The following is a 20,777-nucleotide window of genomic DNA, read 5'->3' on the forward strand; positions in this document are numbered from 1 at the left end:
CCGCGACGCGGCACCCTCGACGTCGAGGGCGTGCGCACCCGGGCGCCCCGGACGTGGACGAAGGACTGATGACGCTGCTCAACCCGCCCCTGACCCTGGACGGACCGGTCGTCGACGACACGTACGACATCGCGTACCTGACGTCCTACCTCGGCAAGCTCGACACCGGGATCGCGTTCACCGACCGCGTCTACCTCGAGGGTCTGTCCCGTTCGGCGTACTCGACCCTCGTGCTCGGCAACGGCGTCCCGGCCCGATACCCGGGCGACGGGCTGACCTACACGTCGAACGTCGCGGAGTACCGCCGCCGGGACCCGCTGCTGCACGTCGTCAACGGCCTCGGCTCGTTCGTCGGGCACCTGCGGGGGGCGTACCTGCCCGAGCACCGCGCGGCCCACAAGGTCGCGATCATGCACGACGAGCCGGACGCCTTCGACTTCTACGGCACCGACGTCTGGAACCGCACCCACGTGCGGGACACGCTCATGGCCGCGCAGGACCGGCTCGTCTTCGTCTCCGAGCGCAGCCGCGACCTGTGGGTCGCCGAGGGCGGGTTCGACGACGTCCCGCTGCACGTCCTGCCCAACACGTGCGCCGAGGAGCAGTACATCTCGGACGCGCTCGCGGGCCTGGGGCGCGCCGAGGTCGCCGCCCGCCTGGGCCTCGCACCCGATGCGTTCCACGTCGTCGTCCTCGGCACGGTCCAGCGCCGCAAGGCGCAGCTCGACGTGGTCGAGGCGGTCCGCCGGCTGCGGCGTGCACGTCCGGACCTGGTGGTCCACCTGCACGTCGTCGGACGCCCGCGAGAGCGGGACTACGGCGACACGCTGCAGGCGTGCGTGGTCGAGCACGGGCTCGAGAGCGTCGTCCATGTGGTCGGCGAAGTGAACAAGCGGCGCGCGCTGGAGTACGTGGCCGCGGTCGACGCGCTCGTGCTGGCGTCCCACTCCGAGGCGATGCCGCTGGTGCTGCTCGAGGCCATGCAGCTGGGCACCCCGATCGTCGCGACGGCCGTGGGGGGCGTCGACGAGCTCCTGGGTGCGGGCTACGAGGCCACGGTTCCCGTCGGCGACGCAGATGCGATCGCGGCGGCGCTCGAGCGGCTGGCCGACGACAGCGGGTGGGCGGCCCGGATCGCGGCCGGCAGCACCGCCCGGTACTGGGGCGAGTACTCCAACGCACGCTTCCAGCAGCGGTTCGACGCGCTGCTGGCCGAGATGGCACAGGCCGCGGGCCTGACGTCGGGGCAGCCCGGCACGCCCACGGAGCCGGTCGTCCCGGCCGACGGGCGCGCCTGGCGCGCCGAGCTCGCCGAGCGCGGTGCTCCCGACCGCATCGAGCTGACGCTCCCGCCGGAGGGCCTGCTGGCCGCGCTCGACGAGCTGGCGCCGCTGGCCCGGCTCGGCCTGGGGGTTGCCGAGGTGGACGCGGCCGCGGGCCTGGTCGTGTGCGGGCCCGCGGACGGCGGTCTGATGTCGGCGCAGGACGTGCGCCAGGTCGTCGGGCGCCCGCAGCACGAGGTGGCGTACGCCGAGCACGTCCGTGCGGCGGGTCGACGGCAGGCCCGGGCGCGGACCCTGGCGAAGGCGGCCGCCGAGCTGGAGGTCGCCGAGGCGCGCCGGGTGGGCGCGGCCGGCTCTGGCGGTCGCACGCCGCTGTCGCGTCGTGCACGTCGGTGGGTCGGGCGTGCCCGGCGCCGGCTGGCGTCCCGACCCGCGGCGCCGGTGACGCCCGCGGCCGCTGCGCTGCCCCCGATGCCGGTCGAGGCCGCCGTGGTGCTCGTGCTCAACAGCCCCATGCAGCTCATGGCGGGCCTGAGCCTGTTCGACGCCCGCCTCGCCACGACCTACCCGCAGGCGCGGCTGGTCGCGCTCGTGCACTCCACGAACGGCGCCGCCGGGTTCGCCGAACGGCTCGTCGAGCTGTGCCGGCGGACGGGCCGGTTCGACACCGTCGCGGACATCACCGCGGCGTACGGCCAGGTGTACGCCGACAAGCCGTCGACCGTCGCGATCGAGCGGTTCGGGAGCGCGTTGGCCGAGGTCTGGGGCCCCCAGCCGCGCGCGCTGGTCGTCGCCGGGTACGTGTCCGCCAGGGCGCAGAAGTACCTCTACGAGGTCGCCGGCTCCACACCGGTCCACGTCTACGAGGACGGGCTCGGCTCCTACGTGCCGAAGTCCATCAGGCTGCACGACTCGGGCGTGGTGGACCGCGTCGGGTCCGGCGACTGCGCGGTGGCGCGGCACATCGGTGCCCTGACGTCGGTCGACCTCATGCTGCGTCACGTGCCCGTCCCGCAGCAGTACGACGCGCCCGTCCCGCGCGTCGTGTTCCCACCCGTGCGGGTGGGCGGGTACCGCATCGACTACGCCCGGTTCGCGTCCGTGCTGGGTGCTGTGGGGCGGCGGTTCGCGCCCGACGAGGTGCTGCTGGTGGCCCAGAACTTCTGCGACCACCTGCGCCCCCGCCAGGAGGTCCTGGCCGCGGAACGGGCCGCGAACGACCAGGTCATCGAGGCGCTGCTGGCCGCCGGGCACCGGGTGGTGATCCGCCCGCACCCGCGCGCCAGCGCGCTGACGTGGGGGGAGCGGTGGGCCGACGACCCGCGCGTCGAGGTGTGGCAGGACGAGCCGCTGCTGCCCGTCGAGGTGCTGCTCGTGCCGGGCGCGCTGCCGGCGTTCGCGGTGGGTGCCACGTCGTCGTGCCTGTTCTACCTGGACGAGCTCACGGGACTGCCCGTGCGCCGGTTCGACGACCGGTCCATGGACCTGCTGCGCGCGCACGCCAACGCCGAGCACGGCTGGATGATGGACCTGGCCGCGCAGGTCCTGACGCCGCTGGATGCACCCGTCGAGGCAGGGCCATCGGACGCAGACCGCGTGCACGACGACGAGCGGGCGCTGGCGCCGTGACGCGTTCGGTCCTGGCTGTCGCCGACTCCGACTCGTACGTGAAGTGGGCCGCCGCGACCCTGGACTCGCTGCCCGACGTGCGCCCGCACCTCGTCGTGCTGCGCACGCGCGTGCGCCCCGACGACGCCCAGACGACGTCCGCGCTCGCGGGCACCCGGTGGGCGGGCAGCGTCCTCGACGACCACTCGTTGCTGGGGCTGGCTGCCCGGCTGCGGCGCACGCGGCCGGACGTGATCCTCGTCGCGAGCACCGGGCCCGCGGCGGAGCTGGTGATCCGCCTCGTGGCGACCCTCCCGTACCGTCCCGTCGTCGTGACCGGGTTGCCGGGCATGTCGATCCCGGCGACGCCCCGGGCCCTGCGGTTCCGGGCCGGAGCCGACGTGTTCGTCGTGCACTCCCACCGTGAGCGCCTGGCCTTCGAGGACATGGCGACCGACACCGGTGTGCGGCCGGCGTTCGCCGTGAACCGGCTGCCGTTCCTGCGCGGGAGCGCGGGCGAGCACGCGGCCTTCGACGACGCACCGGTGCGCCGCGTCGTCTTCGCGCCGCAGGCGAAGTTCCCGGAGACGCCCGAGCAGCGCCGGGCGGTGCTGCAGGCGTTGGCTGCGCTCGCCCGCGCACGGCCGGACGTCGAGGTCGTCGTGAAGCTGCGGGCGCGCCCCGGCCAGGCGCAGACGCACGACGAGGCCTACCCGTTCGACATCCTGTGGGACGAGCTCGGCTCCGACGCGCCGGTCCGCCTGGTGACCGGTCCGCTCGCGGACCAGCTGGCTGCGGGGACGGCGCTCGTGAGCGTGAGCTCGACCGCGCTCCTGGAGGCGCTCGGTCACGGCCTGCGCGCGCTCGTGCTGAGCGACTTCGGCGTCGGTGACGCGAACCTCACGGGTGTGTACGAGGGCAGCGGCCTGGTGGGAACGTTGCGGGACGTGGAGCAGGCGCGGTTCTTCCACCCGGACCGGGCATGGCTCGCCGACAACTACTTCCACGTGGAGCCCGACGAGCTCGCCGCCGTCCTTGCCGAGGTCGACGTGAGCGGGCCGGTGCGGCCGGGGCCGCCCGTCGGGGGTCGTCGGGCGCAGGCCCGCCGCTACGCCCGCACGGCCCTCCCGCTGCCCCGCCCCTTCCCGAGCGTCCGAGTCTTCGGTCGTCACGGCGACCGAAGACTCGGACGTACCGGGGAGGTGTCTCGGGGGGCGGGCTCGTGACCGGTCGGTCGGCGGGCGCCGGTAACCTGGCCGCGTGAGCACCCCCGCGCGCGTCGTCGTCCTCGACTACGGCTTCGGCAACGTCCGGTCCGCGGTCCGCGCCCTCGAACGCGTCGGGGCGCACGTGGAGCTGACGGCCGACAAGCGGGCCGCGAGCGAGGCGGACGGCCTGGTCGTCCCGGGAGTCGGGGCGTTCGCGGCGGTGATGGCCGGGCTGCGGGGAGTCGACGGGCACCAGGTCGTCGACCGTCGGTTGGCGGGTGGTCGTCCGGTGCTCGGCATCTGCGTGGGTATGCAGGTCATGTTCGCGGAGGGTGTCGAGCACGGTGAGCGCGCCGACGGCCTGGGGGAGTGGCCCGGCGTGGTGGACCGGCTCCAGGCGCCCGTCGTCCCGCACATGGGTTGGGCGACCGTGGACGCGCCGGACGACTCCGTGCTGTTCGCCGGCATCGCCGACGAGCGGTTCTACTTCGTGCACTCCTATGCGGCGCGCTCGTTCCCGCTGACCGACGACATCCCGACGGACTCGCCGATCAACCGGCCGCTCGTGACGTGGTCCGACCACGGTGGCCGCTTCGTCGCCGCCGTCGAGAACGGTCCGCTGGCCGCCACCCAGTTCCACCCCGAGAAGTCCGGCGACGCCGGTGCCCAGCTGCTGACCAACTGGGTCGCGTCCCTGCGCTGACCCGCCCACACCTCCTGGAGACCACCGCATGACGAATGCACGCCTCGAGCTCCTGCCCGCCGTCGACGTCGCCGACGGCCAGGCCGTCCGCCTGGTGCAGGGCGAGGCCGGCTCGGAGACGAGCTACGGCGACCCGCTGTCCGCCGCCCTGGACTGGTACGACGGCGGTGCGGAGTGGATCCACCTGGTCGACCTGGACGCGGCCTTCGGGCGCGGTTCGAACGCGGCGCTGCTCGCGGAGGTCACCACCGAGCTGGCCGGCAAGGGCGTCAAGATCGAGCTCTCCGGCGGCATCCGCGACGACGAGTCGCTCGAGCGTGCGCTCGCGATGGGCGCCACGCGCGTCAACCTCGGCACGGCGGCGCTGGAGAACCCCGAGTGGACCGCGCGCGTGATCGCCGCCCACCGCGAGCAGGTGGCCGTCGGCCTCGACGTTCGCGGCACCACGCTCGCCGCCCGTGGGTGGACGCAGGAGGGCGGGGACCTGTGGGACGTGCTCGCTCGCCTGGAGGAGGCAGGCTGCGCCCGCTACGTGGTCACCGACGTGACCAAGGACGGCACGCTGCGCGGCCCCAACGTCGAGCTGCTGCGCGAGGTGTGCGCACGCACGGACGCCCCCGTGGTCGCGTCGGGCGGCATCTCGAGCCTCGACGACCTGCGCGCCCTGCGTGAGCTCGTGCCGCTGGGCGTCGAGGGGTCGATCGTCGGCAAGGCGCTCTATGCGGGTGCGTTCACGTTGCCGCAGGCCCTGGACGTTGCCGGACGGCCCTGACCGTGGCCGGTCGCGAGCTCCCTCCCACGTCCCCGTTCGCCGGCGACGACGGGACCGCCGACCCGCGCGTCGCCGCCGCGCTCGCGGGGTACGGCGCGGGCACCGGCACGCTCGCCGACGTCGTCGCCGCGCTCGCCGGAACGCGCGTGCTGGTGCCGGTCCTCGCCGAGCTCGAGGTCGCCGGGACCGTCGTGCACGGCGGGCACGAGCACACGGTCGACAAGGAGGCGTCCGCGGGGATCGTCGCGCTGCAGGCGCCCGACGGCCGCACCGCCCTGCCCGTCTTCACCAGCACGGACGCCCTGGCCCGCTGGCGGTCGCAGGCGCGCCCGGTGCCGACCGACGTGGAGCGCGCGGCGCTGTCGGCCGTGCAGGAGGGGTGGGAGGTGATGGTCGTCGACGCGGGTGGTCCCGTGACCGCGCTCGTCCCGCGCCCGGCCGTGTGGGCGCTCGCGCAGGGCCACGCGTGGCGCCCGGCCGTCGTCGGGGATCGCGTGGACGACGACGTGCGCGCGGCAGTTGTCGCGGCGGTGCGGTCCTTTCCCGAGATCGTCGGGGTCGACGCGCTGCCCGGCGCGCGCGCCGAGGTCGCCATCGTGCTCACGCTCGTCGCGGGGCTCGACCGCGTACGCCTCGACGCCGTCCTGGCCGGCGTGAACGGCGCGCTCGCGGCCGACGGCACGATTGCCGCACGCGTCGACGGTCTCGAGCTCCGGTTGCGCGCCGCCTGAGCCCTGGCCGGCCCTACGACCGGCTGAACGCCGACGCGATCCCGCGGATCGCCCACGCCACGGCCAGGGCGGTAGCGGCGGTCGCTGCGGCGGCCTGGCCGCCCAGGATGACGCGGTTGACGTCGACGGTCGGGTGCCACCGCACGCCCTTGTCGTTGATCACGACGACGCCGACGGCCTTGACGTGCACGCCGTACCCGCCGCCACCGCCGTGCCCGCCGCCGTGGCCACCACCGACGCCTCCGTCCTCCAGGCGTGCCTTGTAGGTGGGCAGGTCGCCCTCGCCGTCACCCAGGCCGAGGCCGGTGGCGGCCCAGGCGCGCGCGACCGGGATGACGGTGGAACCGTGGGCCTCGTAGGCCTCACCGAAGACGCGGCGCACGGTCGCGCTGTCGCTCGCGGCGTTGGTCAGGTGGGCGGGGTCGAAGCGCGGCGTCTCGGTCATCGTGTCCTCCGGGTGGTTCGGCGGCCCACCGCGGCGGCCTAGCCGCACGCGGTGGTGGGGACCAGCGAGTCCTCGTCGTCCAGCATGGCCCGCAAAGTGCTCACAGGCACGAAGAACGTCGTGTCGTTCGTCCCTTTTGCGTAGACGACACCCACCACGGCGTCGTCGTCGTCGAGGACGGGAGACCCCGACGAGCCCGGCTCGACGGTCGCGTCGGCGACCAGGACGGGTTCGGCGTTGACGTCGAGCGGGTCCTTGCGCTCGCCCGTGACGTGCCCGGACGTGACCGTGAGCGCGTCCCCCTTCGGGTAGCCGACGACGTGCACCGCGTCCCCGACCTGCGGGTCCGCGTCCGCGAGCGGCAACGAGGCCGGCAGGGGCGCGTCGGTGCGGACGATCGCGAGGTCGGCGTCGGGTGCCGTCGCGGAGCCCGACGACGTCAGGTCGTGGCCGTCGTACGTGCTGACCCGCACCTCGCGCGCGTCGCCGACCACGTGGCGCGCCGTCACGAGCGTGTGCGCGTCGATCGCGAAGCCCGAGCCGGTGGCGAGCTCGCCGCACCGGATCGACAGCAGGCGGACGGTGGCTCGGTGCGCGTCGTCGAACCCGTCGGGGGACAGGTCCGCCGGGGTCGTCGGGGCCGCGACGGGTGCGAGGACCGACGACGGCACAGGCGCCGGCGGTCCGGGCAGCGCCGAGCACGCCCCCAGGCACGCGGCGCCGACGACGAGCGCCGCTCCCGCCCGCACCCGCACGGGTCGCGCCCTCATGGGTCGAGCGCCTTCTGCAGTGCGTCGTTCGCGTCGGTCGCCGCGTCGCACAGCTTCTCCACGTCGTCCCGGTAGCGCGCGACGTCGTCGGCGTCGTACCGGTCGGGATCCTGGGCGTACGCCACGAGCTGTCGCTCGCCGTCGACGCACCGGCCGAGCGCGCTCGCGACGGTGCCGGCCGCCTGGGAGACGCGGGACTCGTAGTCGTCGGTCTCCTGGCTCGTGGCCGCCTTGTCGCCGAGCGCCGCTTTCTCGTGCGCGAGCGCGGTGATGCGCTTCTTGGCGGTCGCGAGCTGGCGCTTCGTCTCGTCGAGGTCGGCCTGGAGCTGGTCCGCCTCGCCGGTCGCCTTCGCGGCCTGTGCGCCGTGCGTGCGAGCAAGCGCCTCCCACTGCGCCGACGAGTCCTGCCACCGCTGGTTCGTGTCGAGGAGCCGGGCGGTCACCAGTGCGCCCGCGGCGAGAGAGGCGACCAGGGCGACGCCCAGGAGGGTCGCGGTCACGCGCGCGGACACCGGCCAGCGCCGACGTGGGCGAGTGGTGCCCGGGCTCGCCGACGCCTCGGGGCTAGGCGGCTGCGGGCCGCCTTCGTCCGGCGGGTCTGGCGGGGCGCTGCCGACGTCGGTGGCCATCGGGCCAGAATAGGTGGCCCGCCCGCGCGGGGACGGGGGATCGGTAGGGTGACCGGCGTCGACGACGAGGGGGCAACCGGTGAAGCGATCCACCATCACGGACGTCGCGCGCGCCGCCGGTGTCTCGGTCGCAGCCGCCTCCTACGCGCTCAACGGACGACCGGGCGTGTCCGACGCGACGCGGGAACGCGTGCTGGCCGCGGCACGCGACCTGCACTGGCGGCCCAACGTCGCGGCCCGGTCGCTGTCGTCGACGACCGTGCGCGTGGTGGGCATCGCGAGCGCGCGACGCCCCGAGGACCTCGGCCTGGAGCACTTCTTCATGCAGTTCCTGTCGGGCCTGCAGGGTGAGCTCGCGGACCGCCAGATCGGTGTGCTCCTGCAGCTCGTCGCGGACCACGACGCCGCCGTGGAGACCTACCGGACGTGGCGGGCCGAAGGGCGCGTCGACGGGGTCGTGGTGATGGACCTGTGGCCGGACGACGTGCGCCTCGATGCGCTGACCGAGCTGGCGCTGCCCGCCGTCGCCGTCTGCGACCCGAGCGCGGCCGGCGCGTTCCCCGCGATCTGGTCCGACGACGCGACGTCCCACGCCGAGGCGGTCGGGTACCTCGTCGGGCTCGGCCACCGCCACGTCGGCCGCGTGACGGGCATCAGCGAGCTCGCGCACACCACGATCCGGTCGCAGGCCGTGCGGCGTGCCGCGGACGACCTGGGCGTGCGGCTGACGGTCGCCGACGCGGACTACTCGCCGGAGTCGGGTGCGCTCGCGACCAGGCGTCTCCTGGCGCTCGCGGACCCGCCCACGGCGATCCTGTACGACAACGACGCGATGGCGGTCGCCGCGCTCGACGAGATCCGGCGCCTGCGCCTGCGCGTCCCGCAGGACGTCTCGGTCCTCGCGGGCGACGACTCGGCGATGTGCCAGCTCACGATGCCCACCTTGACGGCCCTCTCGCGCGACACGGTGGGCTACGGGCGGGACGCCGGACGCGTGCTGCTCGACCTGTTGACCGATGGCGAGGCGACGACGTCCGAGTCGCCGCGCTCGACCCTCGTCGTCCGGCAGAGCACGGCGCCGCCGCCCGCACGGTAGACCGAGTCGAAAATCACGTCGAGAGCACGACCGGGCCCGTCGGAGAATGGTCGGATGCTCTCCACCACCTACGGACCCGTGCTGCGCCTGCCCGGCGTCGCTCGGCTGTACCTGGTGGGGTTCGTGGCGCGCATCCCGGCGTCGATGGTCGGGGTGGTGCTCACGCTGCACGTCGTGACGTCGCTGGACCGTGGCTACGCGCAGGCCGGCGTCGTGGCGGGCGCCGTGACCGTGGGCGCCGCGATCGGCGCACCGTGGCGCGGACGCCTCGTCGACCGGGTGGGCCTGCGCCGCGCCGTCGCGCCGTCGGTCGTCGTCGAGTCCGCCGTCTGGCTCACCGCGCCGCACCTCGGGTACGAGGCCCTGATCGGCGTCGCCTTCCTGGCGGGGCTGTTCCTGGTGCCCGTGTTCTCGGTGACCCGGCAGTCGTTGTCGGTGCTCGTCCCGTTCCCGCTGCAGCGCTCGGCGTTCGCGCTCGACTCCGTGTGCGTCGAGCTCACGTTCATGCTGGCGCCCGTGCTGGGTGTCCTGCTCGCGACGCAGACGTCGACGACGACCGCGCTGACCGTGGTCGGGTCGATCACCGTGCTGTCGGGTCTGCTGCTCATGTGGGCGAACCCGCCCACCCGCTCGGCCGTGCCCCAGCAGGCCACCGCCCCTGCGCCGGAGTCGACGCGCGGGCGCATCCTGAGCCCCGACCTGGCCGTCGTCCTGCTCGCTGCGCTCGCCGCCAGCTTCGTCCTGATCGGCACCGACGTCTCGCTCGTCGCCGCGCTGAACGAGGTGGACCGCACGGGCGACGTGGGCTGGATGATCGCGCTGTGGGCCGGCGGTTCCGTCGTCGGCGGCCTGGTCTACGGCGGTCGCAAGCGCGGACTGCCGCCCCTGCTGCTCGTCGCGATCCTCGGCCTGGCGACGATCCCGGCCGCGTTCGCGCCCGCCCCGCTGTGGCTCGCGCTCGCGGTGGTCCTGGCCGGTCTGCCGTGCGCGCCCGCGCTCTCGGCGATCAACGCGACCCTGGTCTCCCTGGTCGACGAGCGTCGGCGCGGCGAGGTCATGGGCTGGAGCGGGACGATGTCGACGGTCGGCAACGCGCTGGGCGCGCCCGTCGTCGGCGCGGTGATCGACGCCTCGCACCCGGGTGCGGGGTTCCTCGCCGCGGGTGTCGTCGGTGGCGGCATCGCCGTGGCAGGCCTCGTGGTCCTGCGCGTCGGGCGGACCCGTCGACGGGGCGGAGCGATCACGGCTGCGCCCGCAGCGGAGCACGTCGTCCCGCCGGGGGAGCACCGCACGGACCTCCCGGTCGCCTGACTCGGGCGACGCGTCCTCAGACGACGGAGCCGGTGAACTTCTCGCCGGGGCCGTCGCCGGGAGCGTCGGGGAACGCCGACGCCTCACGGAACGCGAGCTGGAGCGACCGCAGCCCGTCGCGCAGGGAACGGGCGTGCTGGTTGCCGATGTCGGGTGCGCTCGCGGTGACCAGGGCGGCCAGCGCGGTGATGAGCTTGCGGGCCTCGTCGAGGTCGAGGTACTCGCTGCCGTCGCCGTCCGGGCCGTCGGTCGCGAGGCCGCACTTGACGGCGGCGGCGCTCATGAGGTGCACGGCGGCGGTGGTGATGACCTCCACGGCGGCGACGTCGGCGATGTCGCGGGTTGCGTCGGACGTGGGGTCGGGCGTCTCGCTCATGGCACGATTCTCGCACTGCGGCCCCCGGCCGCCGCGGGCCGTCGGCGTGAGGCAGGCGACACGACCGCGGGTGTGATCCCGGAGCGCTCCTCTGGTAGCCTGGTCGACGACTGATCTGGTCGAGCGTTCCTGCGTGTCTTCGGACACGCGGTTTCGGGCGACCGGATGCACAAGCGGAGATCCCTCCCACCTGGGTTCCGACTGATCGTCACGGCAACGGCCGGGACGTCGACGGGGACCGGGTTCCAGTCCGGCTCGTCGAGGTCCGCGCCCCGACGAGCAGCGCGTGACCAGCCCTCGCGGGGTGGCTCGCTCGGACACCTGGGCCTCCGCTCGTGCCACCGCACGACGGAGGCCTTCTTCGTCTGCGATGTCACCCGAGACGATTACGAGGAGCACCACATCAGCGAGCCCCGCATCAACGATCGGATCCGCGTAGCCGAGGTCCGCCTGGTCGGCCCCAACGGCGAGCAGGTCGGCATCGTCCGCGTGGAAGACGCACTGCGCCTGGCCCAGGACGCAGATCTCGACCTGGTCGAGGTCGCCCCTGACGCCCGTCCGCCCGTGTGCAAGATCATGGACTACGGCAAGTACAAGTACGAAGCCGACATGAAGGCGCGCGAGGCACGACGGAACCAGACGAACACGATCCTCAAGGAGATCCGTTTCCGGCTGAAGATCGACCCGCACGACTACGGGACCAAGAAGGGTCACGTCGAGCGGTTCCTCAAGGCCGGCGACAAGGTCAAGGTCATGATCATGTTCCGTGGCCGCGAGCAGTCGCGCCCGGAGATGGGCGTGCGGCTGCTGCAGCGGCTCGCCGACGACGTGACCGAGCTCGGCTTCATCGAGTCCATGCCCAAGCAGGACGGCCGCAACATGGTCATGGTGCTGGGCCCGACGAAGAAGAAGGCCGACCAGAAGCTCGAGCAGCGCCGTGCTGCCCAGGCTGCTGCGGCCCGCGAGGAGAACGCCGCGAAGGCCGCCGCCAAGGCGCAGGCCGCCGAGGAGACGGAGGCCGAGGAGGCGCCCGTCGCCACGGACGCCCCCGTCGAGCAGGCTGCCCCGGAGATCGTCGCGGAGCCCACCGCCGTCGAGCCGTCGGCCGACGAGGTCGTCGAGGAGTCGGCACCGGAGCCCGCCCCCGTCGAGGAGGCCCCGAAGGCCGCCGCTCCGAAGGCCGCGGCTCCGAAGGCCGCGGCTCCGAAGGCCCCCGCCAAGCCGGCCGCTGCCAAGCCGGCCGCGAGCCCCGCCGCTGCGAGCCCGGCCCCCGCGCCGCGGCCCGCAGCACCCCGTCCGGCCGCTCCCCGGCCGGCAGCCCCCAAGCCTGCGGCAGCGCGCACGGCGGCCACCTCGGCCTCCAAGCCCGCTCCGCGCCCGGCCCCGAAGCCGCGCAGCACCCCTTCGGAGCCCACCGCCTGACCTGCACGAGAACAGCACGACGGACGGGTCGATCCCCTTCGACCGGCCCGCACCACGAACGAGTCGCACGAACCCGTGCGATGCGAACGACAAGGAGACACGGCAGCCATGCCGAAGAACAAGACGCACTCCGGTGCCAAGAAGCGCTTCCGGGTCACCGGGACCGGCAAGGTCATGCGCGAGCAGGCCGGCGGTCGCCACCTGCTGGAGCACAAGTCGAGCCGCCAGACGCGCCGCATCGCGGGCGACGTCGTCGTCTCCGCTGCCGACGCCCCCAAGATCAAGAAGCTGCTCGGTAAGTGATCCGGCGGGCGCACTGCGCCCCCGGGGCACCTGAGCCCTAGACCAGCAAGGAGCATCACGTGGCACGCGTGAAGCGGGCGGTCAACGCCCAGAAGAAGCGCCGGGCAACCCTCGAGCGCGCCGCCGGTTACCGTGGACAGCGTTCGCGCCTGTACCGCAAGGCGAAGGAGCAGGTCACCCACTCCCTCGTCTACGCCTACCGCGACCGCAAGGCGCGCAAGGGCGACTTCCGCCGTCTGTGGATCCAGCGCATCAACGCGGCCTCGCGTGCGCAGGGTCTGACGTACAACCGCCTGATCCAGGGCCTCAAGGCCGCCGGTGTCGAGGTGGACCGTCGCGTCCTCGCCGACCTGGCCGTCTCCGACGTCGCGACGTTCAACGCGCTCGTCGAGGTCGCGAAGAAGGCTCTGCCGGCCGACGTCAACGCCCCCAAGGCTGCGTGACGCACCAGCACCCGATCGAAGCCCCCGGAACCCGCAAGGGTGCCGGGGGCTTCGTCGTCCGCTTGCGGTGTACGTTCCGCTCATGACGGGTGGTGCCGGGCGGCGCGCGGCGGCCGGGAGGGGAGCGAATCCGTGGCCCGCGGCCGAGGACATCCCCACGACGGCGTGGGACGTCGCGGAGGAGGCTCACACGATGCTGGGCTACGCGGGCGAGCGGGTCGCCCGCGGGCTCAGCGTGCAGGAGCGTGAGCGCGTCGAGCGCCGGTTCGGGTTCCGGTTCGCGACGGTGCACCGCGCGTTCCTCGCGATCGGCGTGCCGATCGGTCCGATGTGGCCGAACTGGCGTGCCCGGTCGTTGACCGCGGTCGCGGTCGCCGTGGCTGCGCCGGTCGACGGCGTCGTGGCCGACGTCCTGGAGCACGACTTCTGGCCGGCACGCTGGGGTCCGCGCCCCGACGACGACGCCCGGGAGGCCGTCGCGCGAGCCGAGCTCGCACGGGTCCCTGTCCTCGTCCCGTTCTACGGGCGCCAGTACCTGCCCGCCGGTGCCCGCAGCCCGCACGCCCCCGTGCTCGGCGTCTACCGCACCGAGGTGATCGAGCTCGGCGACCTGAGGAGCGTCGTCGACGCGGCCACGTCGTCCGTCGATGCGTCACGCGTGCGGCGGCGGCTCCCTCGGGTGCGGTTCTGGTCGGACGTCGCCGACGTGGTACCCGCGTCGGCCCAGGGTCGAGGGATCCTGGCCCCGTGATCCGCACGGCTCGACGACAGCGACGCGCCGACGTCGAGCCCGACCGCGGTTCTCGCCTCGGGTGCGCGGCTCGGCTCGAGGTCGGGCGCGGCCGGTGCGGTCGGGAGCAGGGATGATGGGGGCGTGAGCGAGCTGCTGGTCAATCCGCGGGCCGATCGGGTCAAGGCGGTCCGGGCGTTGGCCGGTCGGTCGGCGCGTCAGCGGGCCGGACGGTTCCTCGTCGAGGGGCCGCAATCGGTGCGCGAGGCGGTGAGCGCGGACCTCGTCGTGCACGACGCGTACCTGTCGGAGGCGAGCGCGGCGCGGTACCCCGAGATCGTGGCCGCCGCCGACGAGCGGGGGGTCCGGGTCCACCTGGCCTCGCCGGAGGTGCTCGCGGCGATGAGCGCCGACGCGCAGGAGGTCGTGGCCGTCGCCGACCTCCTGGCCACGCCGCTGGCCGCGGTCCTGGCGACACCGCCTCGGCTCGTCGCCGTGCTCGCCCACGTGCGCGACCCCGGCAACGCGGGCACCGTGATCCGCGCGGCCGACGCCGCCGGGGCCGACGCCGCGGTCCTGACCGGCGAGAGCGTCGACATCCACAACCCGAAGGTGGTCCGGTCCACCGCCGGCTCGCTGTTCCACCTCCCCGTCGCGACGGGGGTCGACCTGGCCGGCGGCGTCGACGCGCTGCGCGCAGCGGGCTTGACGATCCTGGCCGCCGACGGCTCCGGTGAGCACGACCTGGACGACCTGCTCGACGTGGTCGGCGGCGCGCCCGACGGCGTGCCTGATCTGGCGCGTCCGACGGCATGGGTGTTCGGCAACGAGGCGTGGGGTCTGCGCGACGAGGACCGCGCGCTGGCGGACGCCGTCGTTCGCGTTCCCCTGCGCGGGCGGGCCGAGTCGCTGAACCTCGCCACCGCCGCGACCGTGTGCCTCTACGCGAGCAGCCGCGCGCACCGGTGACACCGGCGATGCTCGCCTTTCACGCGCGGCGGTGGATGTCGGCGGCAGGTGACAGGGTGGCGGCATGAGGCTCTTCGCCGCCGTGTGGCCGCCCGACGACGTGCTCGACCACCTGGACCTCGCGCTCGCCGGCATGCGCGGCGGCCCGTCGGGGCGTTCCGCGACGTTCCGCTGGTCCGCGCGTGAGACGTGGCACCTGACCGCGGCGTTCTACGGCGAGCTGCCCGACGGTTCCGTGCCTGCGCTCGTCGCCGCGTTGACGGACGAGGTCGGGGGCCTGGCACCGTACGACCTCGCGCTGCACGGGGCGGGCCTGTTCTCGCACCGCACGCTGTGGGTGGGCGTGGGTGGCCAGGTCGACGAGCAGCGTCGGTTGAGCGCCGCGTGCGCACGCGCGGGCGACGAGGCGGGTGCGTGGCGCGACGAGCGCGCGCGCGACCGCCCACACCTCACGGTCGCCCGGGTGCGGCCGGGCAGCGGGCCGCCGCGGCGTCGTTCGTCGCCCGCCTCCACCGCCCCGGCCGGACGCCGCGGGAACGTGCCGCAGGAGGAACCGGCGGCCGCGTTCGTGCGGGCGATGTCGGTGTACGACGGGCCGTCGTGGACGGTCGACAGCGTCGCGCTGGTCGAGTCACGACCCGGCGAGGGACGCGGGGGAGGACCGCTCTACACGGTCGTCGAGCAGGTCCCGCTGCGGGCAGACGATCCTGGCATGCCCGACGAGGCCGGCTGATCCTGCGCCGCCCGCGGGTTCACAGGACCCGGGCCAGGTCCTCGAGCGCGGCCGTGGGGTCGTCGCCGACGGGGAGCAGGACGGAGCTCGTCACTCCCGCCGCGGTCAGCTCGTCGAGTCGCGCGCGGATCGTCGTCGGGCTGCCCACCAGGGCGAGGCTGCGCACCCAGGCCGCGGGCATCCGCTCGGTGAACTCGGCGCGGGTCGCGCACTGGGACCGTAGGGCGGCGAGCTCCTCGGCGAACGGCAGCGCGGCCAGGTGGGGGGCCGTGTCCGCCTCGCCGACCCACTCGAGCGCCGGCCGGGCCGCGGCGACCGCAGCGTCCTCGTCGTCGTCGACGACCGTGAGGTTGTACGCGACGAGCCGGTGGGGGCGCGTCGCGGCGACGTGGCCGAGCGCGACGCGGGCGTACTGCGGCGTGACGGGCTCGGCCAGGATCGTCCCGTCGGCCTCGGCACCGGCCACGGCGAGCGACCGCGGCCCCCGGACTCCCAGCAGGATGTCGGGCACGTGCGTCGGGGGCTGCTCGAGCGCGACGTCGTCGAGGCGGACGTAGCGCCCGTCGCCGCTGACGTCGTGGCCGTGCAGCAGGGCGTGCAGGGCGGCGGTGTACTCGCTGAGCAGCGTCACGGGGCTGCCCGGCCACGCACCGACCGAGGCCATCCAGGCAGGCATGCCGTGCCCCACGCCCACGTCCAGCCGCCCGGGGAACAGCTCCGCCAGCGAGCCCAGCTCCATCGCGGCGAACGCGACGTTGCGTGCACCGGCGGGCAGGATCCCGATCCCCACGCGCAGCCGCGTCGTGCTGGCCAGGACGGCGGCGGCCTGGGCGATCCCGCCGCGGAAGCCGAGGTCCTCGACCACCCACAGCTCGTCGAACCCGAGCTCGTCGGCCCGGCGCGCGTACGGCAGCACCTGCTCCGCGCGCAGGTCTCGGGGCAGGACCACTCCGACGCCGGGGCCACTCATGGCACACGCTCCTCGTTGCAGGGGACGCGACGCCGTCGTCGCGACGGGCGGTACGACCGCCCATGCCCTACCTTCCCGCGTCGACGGCGCGAGGGCGACCTCCGGGCGTCGTCGCGTGAGTGGGGGGCCGTGCTGGGGCCGCCGAGAATCAGGTCGAGGCACGTCGTCGGGCGTGGCAGGATCGAGGCGTGCCGGAACGTCGAGGTGGTCGCCGATTTCCCTGGCCCGTCGTCGGGCCGCGCTGACGCGCACGTGTGCACCGCGCCGTGGGGACACGGCAGGCGGACACGTGGGCGGACACGGACCGGGCACGACGACGGGCGCCGATAGACTCGTCCGCTGGTCGGCCGCTCGTTGCGCGCCGGCCTCGGCCCCGCCCGTGCCGCACGGGCGCGGAGCCGTCCAGCACCTGCACGGAAGGTCCGGATGTCCGACGACACCCCATCCCTGTCCCCGCTCGACGAGGCCGGTATCGCCGCCGCCGTGGACGCCGCGCTCGCCGCGGTCGCCGCGGCGGGCGACCTCGACGAGCTGAAGTCCGCTCGAATCGCTCACACGGGCGAGCGCAGCCCGTTGGCGCTCGCCAACCGGGGCATCGGTGCGCTCGCACCGGCCGACAAGGGCACCGCCGGCAAGCTGCTCGGCGCCGCTCGCGGCCGCGTGCAGCAGGCGCTCGCCGCGCGCCAGGAGGTGCTCGAGGCGGAGCGCGACGCGCGCGTCCTCGTCGAGGAGACGCTCGACGTCACGCTGCCCGCCCAGCGTCACCCGCGCGGCTCGCGCCATCCCTTGGAGACGCTGCAGGAGCGCGTCGCCGACATCTTCGTGTCGATGGGCTGGGAGATCGCCGAGGGCCCTGAGCTCGAGGCGGAGTGGTTCAACTTCGACGCGCTCAACTTCGGCGTCGACCACCCTGCGCGCCAGATGCAGGACACGTTCTTCGTCGCAGACGACGTGGCCGGAGACGCTGGTTCGGGCACAGCTGCGGGCCTGGTGCTGCGCACGCACACGAGTCCCGTGCAGGCCCGCACGCTGCTGGAGCGCGACCTGCCGGTCTACATCGCGTGCCCCGGCAAGGTGTTCCGCACCGACGAGCTCGACGCGACCCACACGCCGGTGTTCCACCAGGTCGAGGGTCTCGCGGTCGACAAGGGCCTGACGATGGCGCACCTCAAGGGCACGCTCGACCACTTCGCGCGCGCCATCTTCGGCCCGGAGGCGCGCACGCGCCTGCGCCCGAGCTTCTTCCCCTTCACGGAGCCGTCGGCCGAGATGGACCTGTGGTTCCCGCAGAAGAAGGGCGGGCCGGGCTGGATCGAGTGGGGCGGGTGCGGCATGGTCAACCCGAACGTGCTGCGCGCGTGCGGCGTCGACCCGGACGTCTACTCCGGGTTCGCGTTCGGCATGGGCATCGAGCGCACGCTCATGCTGCGCCACGGGATCGCGGACATGCACGACATGGTCGAGGGCGACGTGCGCTTCTCCACCCAGTTCCAGGCGGTGATCTGATGCCTCGCATCCCCCTGACGTGGCTCGCCGAGCACGTCACCGTGCCCGCCGGTCTCACGGCCGAGCAGCTCGCGGCGGACCTCGTCCGTGTCGGGCTCGAGGAGGAGGCGATCCACGCCGCCGCCGTGACCGGGCCGCTGGTCGTCGGTGAGGTCGTCGAGCGCACGCCCGAGCCGCAGAAGAACGGCAAGACGATCAACTGGTGCCGCGTCGACGTGGGCGCCGAGCACAACGAGCCCGGTGGTGCTCCGCGCGGGATCGTCTGCGGCGCGCACAACTTCGACGTGGGCGACCGGGTCGTCGTCGCGCTGCCCGGTGCCGTGCTGCCCGGACCGTTCCCCATCGCGTCGCGCAAGACGTACGGGCACGTGTCCGACGGCATGATCTGCTCGGCCCGCGAGCTGGGGCTCGGCGAGGACCACGCCGGCATCATCGTGCTGGCCACGCTCGGCATCGACGCACCGGTCGGCACCGACGCGCGCGAGCTGCTGGGCCTGGGCGAGGAGGTCCTCGAGATCAACGTGACCCCGGACCGCGGCTACTGCTTCTCCATGCGTGGCGTCGCCCGCGAGTACGCGCACTCGACCGGTGCGACGTTCACGGACCCGGCGCTGCCGCTGCCCCCGGCGGCACCCGGTGGCGGGTTCGCCGTCGAGATCGACGACCGGGCGCCGATCCACGGCGTGCCCGGCGTCGACCGCTTCGTCGCCCAGGTGGTCCGGGGCGTGCGCGCCACGGACCCGTCGCCGACGTGGATGCAGCGGCGCCTGCAGCAGGCGGGCATGCGCGCGATCAACCTGGCCGTCGACGTCACCAACTACGTGATGCTCGACCTGGGTCAGCCGCTGCACGCCTATGACCTGGCCAAGGTCGCCGAGCCGATCGTCGTGCGCCGTGCCCGCGTGGGCGAGACGCTGCGCACGCTCGACGACCAGGTCCGCACGCTGGACCCGCAGGACCTGCTCGTCACCGACAGCCCCGGCGAGCGCGGTGGTCGGATCATCGGCCTGGCGGGCGTCATGGGCGGCGGCGACAGCGAGGTGGGCGAGACGACCACCGACCTGCTGGTCGAGGCCGCGCACTGGGACCCGATCACGGTCGCGCGGACGGCTCGCCGGCACAAGCTGCCGAGCGAGGCGGCCAAGCGGTACGAACGGGGTGTCGACCCGCAGCTCGCGCACGTCGCCGTCGCGCGTGTGGTCGCGCTGCTCGTCGAGCACGGCGGCGGCACGCCCGACGAGGCCGTCACGGACCTCGACCGCACCACGGCACCCGCGACGATCGAGCTGCCCGCCGACCTGCCGGCCCGCCTGGTCGGCGTGCCGTACACGGCCGACGAGGTGCGCGAGACGCTGACCCAGATCGGCTGCGAGGTCTCGGGCGACGGCGACGTCCTGCACGTCCTGCCGCCCACGTGGCGCCCGGACCTCACGGTCGGCGTGGAGCTCGTCGAGGAGGTCGCGCGCCTGCGCGGCTACGACGCGATCCCGTCGATCCTGCCGGCCGCCCCGGCCGGTCGCGGTCTGACCGAGGCGCAGCGCAGGCGACGCGCGGTCGCCCGGGCGCTCGCGGACTCCGGTCTGGTCGAGGTGCTGAGTTACCCGTTCGTCGGCGTCGACCAGCTCGACGCGCTCGCGCTGCCGGCCGACGACGAACGACGCCGTGCCGTCCGCCTGCTCAACCCGCTCGCGGAGACGCAGCCGCTCATGCGGACGTCGCTGCTGGTCACGCTGCTGGACACGGCCCGCCGCAACGTCAGCCGCGGCGAGCAGGACCTCGCGGTGTTCGAGGTCGGCCTGGTCACGCTCCCCGTGGCCGGTGCGGCCGCGGCGCCGCAGCTGCCGGGCGGCGTGCGTCCCTCCGACGAGGACCTCGCGGCCGTCGTTGCGTCGGTGCCGCCGCAGCCGCGCCACGTCGCGGGTGTCTTCACGGGGCTGCGCGAGGGCGCCGGGTGGTGGGGTGCGGGTCGCCGCGCCGACCATACCGACGCCATCGCGGCCGCCGAGCTGGTGGCGGGCGTCGTCGGTGTGCCGGTGACGCTCGTCGCGGACGCCGACCACGCGCCGTGGCACCCGGGTCGCTGCGCGCGCCTGGAGACCACGGACGGCGTCGTCGTCGGGTGGGCCGGCGAGCTGCATCCCAACGTGGTCGCGGCGCACGGGCTGCCTGCGCGAGCCGCGGCGTTCGAGGTCGACCTCGACGCGCTGCTCGCGGCTGCGCCCACCGAGCCGCTGCAGGCGACGGAGGTGTCGACGTTCCCGGTCGCGAAGGAGGACGTCGCGCTCGTCGTCGACGCTGCCGTCCCGGCGCAGGATGTGCTCGACGCCGTCCGCACGGGTGCCGGGGCGAGCGAGGCGGGTGACGTCCTGGAGGACGTGCGTCTGTTCGACGTCTACACGGGCGAGCAGCTGGGCGACGGGCTGCGCTCGCTCGCGTTCTCGCTGCGGCTCCGGGCGGCGGACCGTACGCTCACCGCCGCAGAGACGGCGGGCGTCCGCGATTCCGTCGTCGCCGAGGCCGCACGCCGGTTCGGGGCGACCCTGCGGGCGTGATCGCGTCCCCATCCTGAGACGTGACGTCCGTCACGTGAACGGGCCGCCGCCGACCTGACCGGGTCGGCGGCGGCCCGTCTCGCATGTCCGGGCTGTTCACCCGCTGTGCGGCGGGTGTGGCCGACGCGAGTTCACGCAGAAGTTACCGGCGAGTACTTGCGACGAATCGGACAATCCCGGAGGGTGGACGGCGGCCCGCCTCGAGCGGGCACCTCTG

General features: G+C 74.3%; 20 protein-coding genes. 15 read left to right on the top strand and 5 right to left on the bottom strand.

Annotated elements, in window-relative coordinates:
* Positions 1-68 precede the first annotated feature (68 nt).
* From IC607_RS16975 to IC607_RS16995, 5 genes are read left to right on the top strand one after another with little or no spacing between them, the layout of a single operon-like run.
* Positions 69-2,912: a glycosyltransferase gene (locus IC607_RS16975; protein ID WP_191788592.1), complete on the top strand. Its 2,844-nt coding sequence runs from the start codon at positions 69-71 to the stop codon at positions 2,910-2,912.
* On the top strand, positions 2,909-4,117 hold the full coding sequence (locus IC607_RS16980) for a DUF6716 putative glycosyltransferase (RefSeq protein ID WP_191788593.1): 1,209 nt from the start codon (positions 2,909-2,911) through the stop codon (positions 4,115-4,117). The genes IC607_RS16975 and IC607_RS16980 overlap by 4 nt, the downstream gene beginning before the upstream one ends.
* Positions 4,118-4,151: 34 nt before the next feature.
* The gene (gene hisH / locus IC607_RS16985) at positions 4,152-4,802 is read left to right on the top strand and encodes an imidazole glycerol phosphate synthase subunit HisH (RefSeq protein ID WP_191788594.1); all 651 of its coding nucleotides are present in this window, start codon (positions 4,152-4,154) and stop codon (positions 4,800-4,802) included.
* A 28-nt stretch (positions 4,803-4,830) separates the two neighbouring features.
* Positions 4,831-5,574 carry a bifunctional 1-(5-phosphoribosyl)-5-((5-phosphoribosylamino)methylideneamino)imidazole-4-carboxamide isomerase/phosphoribosylanthranilate isomerase PriA gene (priA, locus tag IC607_RS16990; protein ID WP_191788595.1) on the top strand — a complete coding sequence of 248 codons (744 nt, stop codon included), beginning with the start codon at positions 4,831-4,833 and terminating at the stop codon, positions 5,572-5,574.
* Between the two features lie 2 nt (positions 5,575-5,576).
* Complete coding sequence (locus tag IC607_RS16995) at positions 5,577-6,305, top strand: SseB family protein (RefSeq protein ID WP_191788596.1); 729 nt, start codon at positions 5,577-5,579, stop codon at positions 6,303-6,305.
* 13 nt (positions 6,306-6,318) lie between these two features.
* Here the strand turns inward: IC607_RS16995 and IC607_RS17000 are convergent, their stop codons facing one another.
* From IC607_RS17000 to IC607_RS17010, 3 genes are read right to left on the bottom strand one after another with little or no spacing between them, the layout of a single operon-like run.
* The gene (locus IC607_RS17000) at positions 6,319-6,750 is read right to left on the bottom strand and encodes a spore germination protein GerW family protein (protein ID WP_191788597.1); all 432 of its coding nucleotides are present in this window, start codon (positions 6,748-6,750) and stop codon (positions 6,319-6,321) included.
* A gap of 38 nt (positions 6,751-6,788) precedes the next feature.
* Entirely contained in the window at positions 6,789-7,520 is a 732-nt protein-coding gene (locus IC607_RS17005) for a serine protease (protein WP_191788598.1), read from the bottom strand.
* A complete protein-coding gene (locus tag IC607_RS17010) occupies positions 7,517-8,149 on the bottom strand; it encodes a hypothetical protein (RefSeq protein ID WP_225225227.1) in 633 nt (210 codons plus the stop codon). Before IC607_RS17010 ends, IC607_RS17005 begins: the two co-directional genes overlap by 4 nt.
* A 79-nt stretch (positions 8,150-8,228) precedes the next feature.
* Between IC607_RS17010 and IC607_RS17015 the strand changes: the two genes are divergently transcribed.
* Positions 8,229-9,245, top strand: a complete 1,017-nt coding sequence (locus IC607_RS17015) for a LacI family DNA-binding transcriptional regulator (RefSeq protein ID WP_191788599.1) — start codon at positions 8,229-8,231, stop codon at positions 9,243-9,245.
* Positions 9,246-9,299: 54 nt separating this feature from the next.
* Positions 9,300-10,556, top strand: coding sequence for an MFS transporter (locus tag IC607_RS17020; RefSeq protein WP_191788600.1), 1,257 nt, complete (start codon positions 9,300-9,302; stop codon positions 10,554-10,556).
* Between the two features lie 16 nt (positions 10,557-10,572).
* Here the strand turns inward: IC607_RS17020 and IC607_RS17025 are convergent, their stop codons facing one another.
* Positions 10,573-10,932 carry a DUF1844 domain-containing protein gene (locus tag IC607_RS17025; protein WP_191788601.1) on the bottom strand — a complete coding sequence of 120 codons (360 nt, stop codon included), beginning with the start codon at positions 10,930-10,932 and terminating at the stop codon, positions 10,573-10,575.
* A gap of 450 nt (positions 10,933-11,382) precedes the next feature.
* On the opposite strand from IC607_RS17025, the gene infC reads away from it, so the two are divergent.
* From infC to thpR, 6 genes are all read left to right on the top strand, one after another.
* Positions 11,383-12,354 carry a translation initiation factor IF-3 gene (gene infC, locus IC607_RS17970; RefSeq protein ID WP_225225303.1) on the top strand — a complete coding sequence of 324 codons (972 nt, stop codon included), beginning with the start codon at positions 11,383-11,385 and terminating at the stop codon, positions 12,352-12,354.
* 108 nt (positions 12,355-12,462) lie between these two features.
* Positions 12,463-12,657 carry a 50S ribosomal protein L35 gene (rpmI, locus tag IC607_RS17035; RefSeq protein ID WP_191788602.1) on the top strand — a complete coding sequence of 65 codons (195 nt, stop codon included), beginning with the start codon at positions 12,463-12,465 and terminating at the stop codon, positions 12,655-12,657.
* 59 nt (positions 12,658-12,716) lie between these two features.
* Complete coding sequence (rplT, locus tag IC607_RS17040) at positions 12,717-13,100, top strand: 50S ribosomal protein L20 (protein ID WP_191788603.1); 384 nt, start codon at positions 12,717-12,719, stop codon at positions 13,098-13,100.
* 82 nt (positions 13,101-13,182) lie between these two features.
* The gene (locus IC607_RS17045) at positions 13,183-13,851 is read left to right on the top strand and encodes a hypothetical protein (protein WP_191788604.1); all 669 of its coding nucleotides are present in this window, start codon (positions 13,183-13,185) and stop codon (positions 13,849-13,851) included.
* 123 nt (positions 13,852-13,974) lie between these two features.
* Positions 13,975-14,799, top strand: a complete 825-nt coding sequence (locus IC607_RS17050; RefSeq protein ID WP_370526355.1) for a TrmH family RNA methyltransferase — start codon at positions 13,975-13,977, stop codon at positions 14,797-14,799.
* A 64-nt stretch (positions 14,800-14,863) separates the two neighbouring features.
* The gene (thpR, locus tag IC607_RS17055) at positions 14,864-15,532 is read left to right on the top strand and encodes an RNA 2',3'-cyclic phosphodiesterase (RefSeq protein ID WP_191788605.1); all 669 of its coding nucleotides are present in this window, start codon (positions 14,864-14,866) and stop codon (positions 15,530-15,532) included.
* Positions 15,533-15,551: 19 nt separating this feature from the next.
* Here the strand turns inward: thpR and IC607_RS17060 are convergent, their stop codons facing one another.
* Positions 15,552-16,502 carry an LLM class flavin-dependent oxidoreductase gene (locus IC607_RS17060; RefSeq protein WP_191788606.1) on the bottom strand — a complete coding sequence of 317 codons (951 nt, stop codon included), beginning with the start codon at positions 16,500-16,502 and terminating at the stop codon, positions 15,552-15,554.
* A 426-nt stretch (positions 16,503-16,928) separates the two neighbouring features.
* Between IC607_RS17060 and pheS the strand changes: the two genes are divergently transcribed.
* Together pheS and pheT are read left to right on the top strand one after the other, a co-directional pair.
* Positions 16,929-18,008, top strand: coding sequence for a phenylalanine--tRNA ligase subunit alpha (gene pheS / locus IC607_RS17065; protein ID WP_191788607.1), 1,080 nt, complete (start codon positions 16,929-16,931; stop codon positions 18,006-18,008).
* On the top strand, positions 18,008-20,560 hold the full coding sequence (gene pheT, locus IC607_RS17070) for a phenylalanine--tRNA ligase subunit beta (protein WP_191788608.1): 2,553 nt from the start codon (positions 18,008-18,010) through the stop codon (positions 20,558-20,560). The genes pheS and pheT overlap by 1 nt, the downstream gene beginning before the upstream one ends.
* The last annotated feature ends 217 nt before the right edge of the window (positions 20,561-20,777 follow it).

It is taken from the genome of Cellulomonas sp. JH27-2, from assembly GCF_014837175.1.
Taxonomy (GTDB): domain Bacteria; phylum Actinomycetota; class Actinomycetes; order Actinomycetales; family Cellulomonadaceae; genus Cellulomonas.